5 protein-coding genes are annotated in these 7,686 nt (G+C 43.1%); 1 reads left to right on the forward strand and 4 read right to left on the reverse strand.

Features of this window, described 5'->3' with window-relative positions:
- Positions 1-53: 53 nt before the first annotated feature.
- Complete coding sequence (gene dsbD / locus J3998_RS05445; RefSeq protein WP_208148458.1) at positions 54-2,318, reverse strand: protein-disulfide reductase DsbD; 2,265 nt, start codon at positions 2,316-2,318, stop codon at positions 54-56.
- A gap of 210 nt (positions 2,319-2,528) precedes the next feature.
- Between dsbD and J3998_RS05450 the strand changes: the two genes are divergently transcribed.
- The gene (locus J3998_RS05450) at positions 2,529-2,993 is read left to right on the forward strand and encodes an FxsA family protein (RefSeq protein ID WP_208148459.1); all 465 of its coding nucleotides are present in this window, start codon (positions 2,529-2,531) and stop codon (positions 2,991-2,993) included.
- A gap of 215 nt (positions 2,994-3,208) precedes the next feature.
- Here the strand turns inward: J3998_RS05450 and J3998_RS05455 are convergent, their stop codons facing one another.
- From J3998_RS05455 to J3998_RS05465, 3 genes are all read right to left on the reverse strand, one after another.
- On the reverse strand, positions 3,209-4,054 hold the full coding sequence (locus tag J3998_RS05455) for an NAD-dependent epimerase/dehydratase family protein (RefSeq protein ID WP_208148460.1): 846 nt from the start codon (positions 4,052-4,054) through the stop codon (positions 3,209-3,211).
- 179 nt (positions 4,055-4,233) lie between these two features.
- On the reverse strand, positions 4,234-5,493 hold the full coding sequence (locus J3998_RS05460; RefSeq protein WP_208148461.1) for an OmpP1/FadL family transporter: 1,260 nt from the start codon (positions 5,491-5,493) through the stop codon (positions 4,234-4,236).
- A 429-nt stretch (positions 5,494-5,922) separates the two neighbouring features.
- Positions 5,923-7,086: an OmpP1/FadL family transporter gene (locus tag J3998_RS05465; protein ID WP_208148462.1), complete on the reverse strand. Its 1,164-nt coding sequence runs from the start codon at positions 7,084-7,086 to the stop codon at positions 5,923-5,925.
- Positions 7,087-7,686: the final 600 nt, after the last annotated feature.

Below are 7,686 nucleotides of genomic sequence, written 5' to 3' on the forward strand. Positions count from 1 at the left end.
GGTTTTCCTGAAAAGTGACGTCTTTAATCACTTTTCAGGAGGAGACAGAGAGGTTATTTGCCAAAAGCTTTATTGATGGTCGCGGTAAAATCTTCAGCGTTTTTAAAGCCGACAACACGTTGTGCTTTCTTTTCTTGGGCGTTTTCAAAGAACAGAATTGCCGGTGGGCCGATAATGCCGAAACGCTTCATTAAAGCCTTGTCGATGTCATCATTAGCGGTAACATCCGCTTTCAATAGGATCACTCCGCTTAGTGCTTGTTTAACATTGCTATCAGAGAAAGTGAACTGCTCCATCTCTTTACAGCTTACACACCAGTCGGCATAGAAATCCAGCATAACCGGTTTACCTTGCGCCAGCACTTTATCTAAGTCTTCAGCGCTTTTGATGACTTGGAACGGTAGTTTGTCACTGGTTTGGGCACTAATGTTTGAACCGCCGCCTTGGAAAACTTTTAATGGCTGTAAGGTGTCTTTTGAGCCACCTAGCATGCCAATCAGCAAGATAGCGCCGTAGATAAACATCACTAGCCCCATGCCTTTATACAGTTTGAACCAGCCCGATTTGTCGACCGTACTGTTGAAGGCGCCAAGGTAAACTGCCGAAATAATCAGTAGCAGTGCCCAAGCGAACATAGTGACTTCTGCCGGTAAAATTCGCCCTGCCATCCAGATAGCCACACCAATAAGCATGACTCCGAAAACGGCTTTGACTGCATCCATCCACGCACCGGCACGTGGCAGTAATTTACCTGCTGAAGTACCAAGCAACAGTAGCGGCATGCCCATACCGATTGACATCGCGAATAGCGCGATACCACCAAGCAGTGCATCACCGGTTTGACCAATATAAATCAATGCGCCAGCTAATGGTGGTGCAACACAAGGCCCGACAATCAACGCTGACAAAAAGCCCATAATCGCTACACCGGTTAAGGTGCCGCCTTGCTGTTTGTTAGATAGGTTGGTTAATTTCGATTGCAGTGAACTTGGCAGTTGTAGTTCATAGAAGCCGAACATTGATAGTGCTAATAGTAGGAATACCGCACTGAACGAACCGATAATCCACGGGTTTTGGAACGCGGCTTGTAGGTTTTCACCAAATACGCCTGCCAGAACACCGGCCACGGTGTAGGTAATCGACATCGCTAAAACATACACTAGCGACATAATGAAGGCGCGGCGGGTAGTTAGCTGGTCGCCTTGACCGACGATAATGCTTGATAGAATTGGAATCATCGGGAAGATACATGGCGTTAGTGACAGGAGCAATCCAAAGACAAAGAAGGTCAGAATAACAATCCATACGCTACTGTTTTTCAGCGTATCGGCTATTAGGTCGGTTTCCGAAAGGTCTTGTGAAGCCTTGTCGCTTGCAACGGTTGCGGTTGCAAGTTGCGGAATTGCCGAACCTTGGGTCGTCATTGCTGGATCGATAGTTACGCTTTTACGTGTCGGCGGATAGCATACTCCGGAAGCTGCCGAGCAGCCTTGGTATTCGATTTCGACAGTACTGTTTTGGGTAGCGGAATTAATCGGCAGACTGGCTTGCAGCAAGCCGTGGTAAACATTCGTTTTGCCGAACAGTGGATCGTCGATTTCGGTTGCTTGCGGCAGTTGTAGCTCTGCAACTTGGACATCACCTTGGGTAATTTTGACTTTAATTTTGTCACGATATAGGTGGTAGTCTTCGGCGATTTGCCATTCAAGGTCGATTTTATTGCCGTTTTGCACGCCGTTGAATTTAAATGCGTCGTCGGCTTTTAAAAGTTCTGGTTGTCCGCTGCTGTCGGCAAGAAAGTTATTCAACGACTTAAGAGAGCCTAGCACGCCGCTATTGTTGGTTTCTGCTTGAGAGTTAGAAACGGCAGGTAGATTAACCATGAATTTACGTTCTTGCGGCGGGTAGCAAACACCGATAAGGGTTGCGCAGCCTTGGTATTTAACGGTGATCTCGCTTTGCGTTGCGGTACCCGTGTATGGCACTGTGATGGTTGCGGATTTAGCAAAAATTTCAGTTTTGCCGAAAAGTGGATCGTCGACAGTTTTGGAAGCAGAGTATTGAAGGTCGCCTAAATCAGTATTCGTTGCACTGACCGACATTTTGTCTTTATAAAGCTTGTAGTCCTCGGCAATTTTCCAATGGATTTTGATTTGACCATTGTTGACGGTAGGCGTTTGTAGTTCAAATGCTTGGTCAACTTCCAGCAATTCATCGGCTTGAACGCCGGTTGATGTAATGAAAGTCAAAGTCCAGAAGGCAAGGATAAGGGCGAATGAGTTCTGGATTTTATGGTTAAATGCAGCACCTAGTGACATAGCAATTTCTCTTTTATTGACAAATATGGCTTTAAAACGATGGATTAAGCCATATATTGATAATTTAATGAGCGCATTTTATAACAATTTCCATGAAAATAAATAAAGCTCAAAGCTAGCTAGATTTATTTGACGATAAGTTGTATTAATCATCATCTTAAGTGTTTGTTTTTAAACGGTAATCAGGTTTTTTAGGGTGGAGCTAGCTTTATGAAGATATTCTTACTTTTTTTTCTATTGATTCCTTTGTTGGAGTTGTACCTTTTAATTGAATTGGGTTCTGTTATCGGTGCTTTACCGACGGTATTGTTGACAATTGGAACTGCTATTGCCGGTATTTATTTGATTCGCCAGCAGGGCATGGCAACTATGGTTCAGGCGCAAACGGATTTGCAGAGCGGCAAGCCGCCGCAAGAAGCGGTTGTTAATGGGGTTTTGATTTTTATCGGTGGTGTTCTGCTATTTATCCCGGGTCTAATGACCGACACCTTAGGATTTTTATTACTGATTCCACCAGTGCGTGCAGCAATGGTACGTCAAAGCCTGAAGGGTATGCAGACTCGTGGCGCTTATCGCTATCGCAAGAATGATGAAACGATTATCGAAGGCGAGTGGACGGAAAAACAAGAACGTTCACCTGAGCAAATTAATCATTCTCAAGATAAACGAGATTAATCTCGAACGAGATCTTTGCCTTGTGAGATTCCCGTGTCAAGCACGGGAATGACGAAATTAGAGAATACACCGCACATCGTTCCTGAGAAGGTGATATAACCCGTCACTCCCGCGCTGGGGAGGGGATCTCCTTTTAAAGAAATTCAATAACAACCTCATGGCTCGTCATTCCCGCGTAGGCGGGAATCTCTTAGAAACAATTTTAAAGACTAAGCTTAGTCTTCCAGAATCAATTCCGCATAACCGTCTTGGTAGGTCGGGTATTTAAACTCATAGCCGCTATTGCGAATGCGTTCATTGCTTAGGCGCTTATTGCTTCTCATCTGGCGCGAGTTTTCGCTCGGTTCTTGATGGTCAACTTCCGGAACATTTAATTCTTCCGCTAACCACTCATATACCTCACAAGACGGGGTGGGTTGATTATCGACACCGACATAAAGTTCTGCAACCGCGCTCGCATCTTGCATATCTAAATTCATTAAATGTGCAAAGATGCCGGCACAGTCAGTTGAGTGAATGCGATTGCTCCAAACGTTTTCCATACAGTGCGCCTTACCTTCACGGACGAGGTCGATTAAGTGAGTTCGTCCCGGCCCGTAAATTCCGCCAAAGCGGATAATGGTGCTTGGAATAGTGCTTTCATTGCACAGTTCTTCACCTTCCAGTAAACGATTGGTTGAGAAACCGTGGCCTTCAGTAGCGGATTCCTCGTTAACCCACTCGCCGTCGCTTTGTGAGAAAACTGAAGTACTTGAGGTGAAAAAGAAACGTTTAACCGGATGGCCTTTCAATGCCTTGAGTAGATTGCGCACGCCGAGTACGTAAGCTTGGTAGTAATCGTTGTCTTTATACTTGGCGGCAGAAACGATATAAAAAACATAGTCGATTTTTTCGGGTAGGTCGCAGATAGGAGTGAAAAGGTTGCATTCAATCCCTTCGATTTCGCTAGGTAGATTGTCGATATTGCGACGAATGCCGAAAATCTCATGACCCTGTTGTTTAAGGATAGTCCCAAGTTGACAGCCAAGGTCTCCACAACCGGCGATAAGTACACGTGCCATAGCTTTCTCCATCAAGCTTTGTAAGCATTGGCTCCTAGTATGCACAAAAAATAGCATAGTAAAAAGACCTATTTGTGTTAGGTCAAAAACTTTTTTTTATGCAATCCTTTTTCGTTCTCTAGAATTAAAAAAGCGGCCATAGGACCGCTTTCTGTTGCTCAAATGTTTATAACCAGAGATTATTCATCAAAGTTATAGCGAATCATCATGGTCGCGCCCATTTGTGAGTGTTTAGTTTCGCTGTAATCGCCATTCAATGAAGGGGCAGGGATAGGAGCTCCTGATCCCATGCCACTAATATCAACACGGTTGGTGACTTCTGGTGCATAAACAAAAGCGCCTTCAACGGTTGCTTTTTTGCTAATTGCCATGCCGCCGCCCAAAGAAAGGTGGCTTTCTGTGGTTGCAGGGAAGAAAGTATTATTAAAGAAGTTAATAACTGCACCTCTTCCTGTTGTACCGTCTTGTTCTTTGATCGGATTGTCAGCATGGTTGTAGCCTGCTGCTACCCAATACTCTTTTCCGCTATACTTTGCTCCTAGAGAAAATACTTTTTGGTTTTCCCAGCCGAAGTCGCCATAGCCTTTTGCATCGGCCCACATGATTTCACGAGCATCCGCGGTAAACGTCATATTTCCAAAATTATAAGCAGCGCCAAGTTTTATTTCTGCCGGTTGCTCTAAATCATCTTTGAATGCTTCTCCTATTAGAGGAGTGAATGGCTCGGATGCGCTAGAAAGCTGGCCTTTGTATTCCATTTCAATACTGGAGGTATAAGAGGCAGCCAGTGTCAATGCTTTACTTACATCGTAATAGGCACCAACAGCGTAACCAAATCCTAGGCCTTGCGCCATGCCGTGACCATTACTTTTATCTCCTGGTAAGGATCCGTACTGCGTACCCTCGGTATTGTAGTGGATATCTAGAGCGCCATACTGAATAATTGGCGAGAAGCCAATGCCGGAATTGTGGTCATGGAAGGCAAGTGTTGGGATAAAACGTAAAACTTGCAGCGCGGATTGAGCACGCATAATGTCTGGATTATCTTGGTAATCAACACCCATGCCGGACGTTCCAAACATCCCGATACCATAAACCATGTTCTCATTAATACGGCTAGTGAAAGCGGCAGATGGTACGACGAATAAATTCGCGTCGCTAGTATCTGATACTGCGCTCCCATCAGTAGTGGCATTATTTTCAGTTTGTACGTCCGGTGAGAAGATAGTTCCACCAAAAATTAGCTCGGTACCTTCTGATTTACCAATCAATGCAGGGTTTGCCAGTAGGTTTTCAGCACCAAAAAAGGCTGCAACACCTGTACCGCCCATGGCGTTTGATTGAGCACCGATGCCAATCATATTAGTACCATTTGTGGCCATTGCGCTTGAGGCGAAAGCGGCTGTGGTTAGAGCCAATGCCAATTTTGTTTTTTTCATTACGTTCACTCTCTGTTGTTATGTTATGTGGAAGGTAAAGAACCTTTCCAAAAATCACAGCCTACTATGCAACCTTTGAGAGAGTTTTAATAATTAAAAAATATTAAATTAGTATTAGTTTTATTAATTAATAAGTATAAAAGTTTATAAGGGTTTTCTTATGTTTCTTGGTGTGTATAAAAGTACGTTTATATAGAGCATATATAATGTTTGCAGTGCAGGTTTTTAGGCGTGTATAGCCTATTGATGCGTTTGCTGGGGGAATTACTTTATTGGCTTAGTAGTTAAGCGTATTGGATATAAATATTTTATTATTAAATAAAAAATAAGTTGTTAGTAAGGTTAAGTACGTACAGTTAGCGGAGAGGAGTAAAAAAGCCGCTGTATTACTACAGCGGCTTATTCGCTTAAACGTTTAAGAAATAAATCTTAGAAGTTCATACGGTATGCAACAGTGTAACCCGTTTGTGAGTGATTTGTAGTTACTGCTGCGCCTGGTCCAAGTAAGGTATCAACGTTTACAGTTTTTGATACTTTGTCAGCATAGACTAATGCGAAGTCAATCGCTGAGTTTTTGGTTATGTTAAAGCCAGCGCCCACTGTATAGTGTGATTCAACAATGCCAGGGAAGAAAAGGTTGTTAAACATGTCAACTGTTTGTCCAGCTCCAGCTCCAATCACTTCAATAGGGTCTGAGCCATAGTTATAGCCTGCACCGACCCAGAAGTCTTTACCAGTGTATTTTGCGCCAATGGCATAGACTTCTTGGTTTTTCCAGTTGAACTCTTTATAGCCGTCAGCGTCTTCCCATTTAATTTGTTTAGCATCAGCTGTGAACATCCAATTGTCCATGGTGTATGCTGCACCGATTTTAATTTCAGCTGGTTGCTCAAGAGTGTCGCCCATATTTGCACCAAATGGTGCGGAAGCAGTTGAAATTTGACCGTCATATTCCATGCTGATTGCAGACTGGTAAGATGCGGCTAGGGTCAATTCTGGGGTTACATCTATATAGCCGCCTAGGTTAAAGCCGTAACCTAAATCGGTAGACATGCCGTTACCAACAGTCTGTCCAGTGTCAAGGTTGTTATTGAAATTTATATCAAGCGCACCATATTGAATTACAGGTGAGAAGCCTAAGCCGAAGTTATCTTGATTAAACGCCAGAGTTGGAGCAAACTTCATTAGCTGAAGGTTGCTGTAAGCATTGAACAGATTTGGATCTTTACGGTAATCAACACCCATGCCAGCAGAGCCAAACATACCAAGGCCGAAGGTTAGATTGTCGTTAATACGAGTTGACATGGCAACTTCAGGAATAATGTTTAGGTCGTTGTCACTTGTCGTTCCATTTGCTTCCACATCCGGCATAAATACTGTGCCGCCGATTGAAAATTCTGAACCTTGTGATTTAGCAAGCAGTGCTGGGTTAGTCAGGGCGTTTTCCGCACCAAAGAATGCTGCGGTACCTGTACCACCAAGTGCTCGTGATTGTGCGCCTAGACCAATTAGGACGTCACCGTTCGTTGCTAATACTGGAGTAGAAACCATAGCGGTTGCTGCAATGGCTAATGCTAATTTTGTTTTTCTCATACTGCTCTCTTTCTTATTTCTTTTAGAGTTTTGTTGTTTTATTTGGGTAAGAAGTAACAGTGACTAAACCCAGATGTATTCGGAGTTTTGGCACTACTCATTTGCGCTTAAACACTGTGCTTCTGAAGTACATCGATTAATATGCCGGATTTTTTTGTCAATGAGTAATTAAAATTATTTACAAGCAGATTAATATATTATGATGAATTAATCTAAGTGTTTGATTATTAAATGTAAAAAAACCTCAATGCCTTGTGGATGGCTGAAAATAAAGGGATGTAAATATTTTTTAATTCGTTTTGATTGGCTTAAGGTCATCTAAAACATTAATGCTAAGTGAAAATAATTATATGTATTGGCTGTTTAAATGCTTGTTTATATAGCAGTCCTGTTCATATAAGAAATAAGGGTTTCTATCGACTAAAGATCGCCGCACTTCGCTTGCGGTGACTCCTCGACATGTCATTGCGAACGCAGTGAAGCAATCTATTTGTATGGGTTGTCTGGGTGATTGCCGCGTCGCATTGCTCTTCGCAATGACAGGTGATTTGCTATGCCTAACCAATTAAAGATCGCCGCACTTCGTTTGTGATGGCAAAA

This window comes from Thiomicrorhabdus marina (genome assembly GCF_017571465.1).
Lineage (GTDB): Bacteria > Pseudomonadota > Gammaproteobacteria > Thiomicrospirales > Thiomicrospiraceae > Thiomicrorhabdus > Thiomicrorhabdus marina.

What these genes read in the sequence shown, in the direction of transcription:
- J3998_RS05450 (WP_208148459.1), top strand. Translation starts at nt 2,529, where the DNA reads ATGAAGATATTCTTACTTTTTTTTCTATTGATTCCTTTGTTGGAGTTG.
- J3998_RS05460 (WP_208148461.1), bottom strand. Translation starts at nt 5,493, where the DNA reads ATGAAAAAAACAAAATTGGCATTGGCTCTAACCACAGCCGCTTTCGCC.
- dsbD (WP_208148458.1), bottom strand. Translation starts at nt 2,318, where the DNA reads ATGTCACTAGGTGCTGCATTTAACCATAAAATCCAGAACTCATTCGCC.
- J3998_RS05455 (WP_208148460.1), bottom strand. Translation starts at nt 4,054, where the DNA reads ATGGCACGTGTACTTATCGCCGGTTGTGGAGACCTTGGCTGTCAACTT.
- J3998_RS05465 (WP_208148462.1), bottom strand. Translation starts at nt 7,086, where the DNA reads ATGAGAAAAACAAAATTAGCATTAGCCATTGCAGCAACCGCTATGGTT.